This window comes from Noviherbaspirillum galbum (assembly GCF_010974945.1).
Lineage (GTDB): Bacteria > Pseudomonadota > Gammaproteobacteria > Burkholderiales > Burkholderiaceae_D > Noviherbaspirillum > Noviherbaspirillum galbum.
In genome coordinates, this window is record NZ_JAAIVB010000057.1 from 1 (window position 1) to 534 (window position 534).

General features: G+C 66.7%; 1 protein-coding gene. It reads left to right on the plus strand.

What is annotated here, in order from left to right; all coding sequences use genetic code 11:
- The coding region (locus G3574_RS17490) for an ABC transporter permease subunit (RefSeq protein ID WP_407941682.1) at window positions 1-485 on the plus strand (485 nt) is incomplete at its 5' end.
- Window positions 486-534 lie beyond the last annotated feature (49 nt).

Genomic DNA, 534 nt, shown 5'->3' on the forward strand with positions numbered 1-534 from the left:
TCTACCTGCTGCTCACCCGCACCCGCATCGGCCTGGTCATCCAGGCCGCGCTGACCCATCCCGACATGGTCGAGGCCCTGGGCCACAACGTGCCGCGCGTGTTCATGCTCGTCTTCGGCGGCGGCTGCGCCCTGGCTGGTCTGGCCGGCGTGATCGGCGGCAACGCCTTCGTCACCGAGCCCGGCATGGCCGCCACCGTGGGCTCCATCATCTTCGTGGTGGTGGTCGTCGGCGGGATGGGCTCGCTGGTCGGCGCCTTGCTCGCCTCGCTGCTCATCGGCGTGGTCCAGACCTTCGCCGTGGCCATCGACTATTCCTTCGTCGACCTGGTGTCCCTGGTGGGCGCGCAGATCACCCCCGAAACCTTCGGCTTCCCGGTCTGGAAACTCACCGTCTCGCAGGTCGCCGCCATCCTGCCTTACCTCATGCTCGTCCTCATCCTCATCTTCCGCCCCCGCGGTCTGATGGGCACTCGGGAGGGCTGATCCATGCGTTCCGCTGCCATGACTTCCAAGAATCTCACTTTCAAGCCCG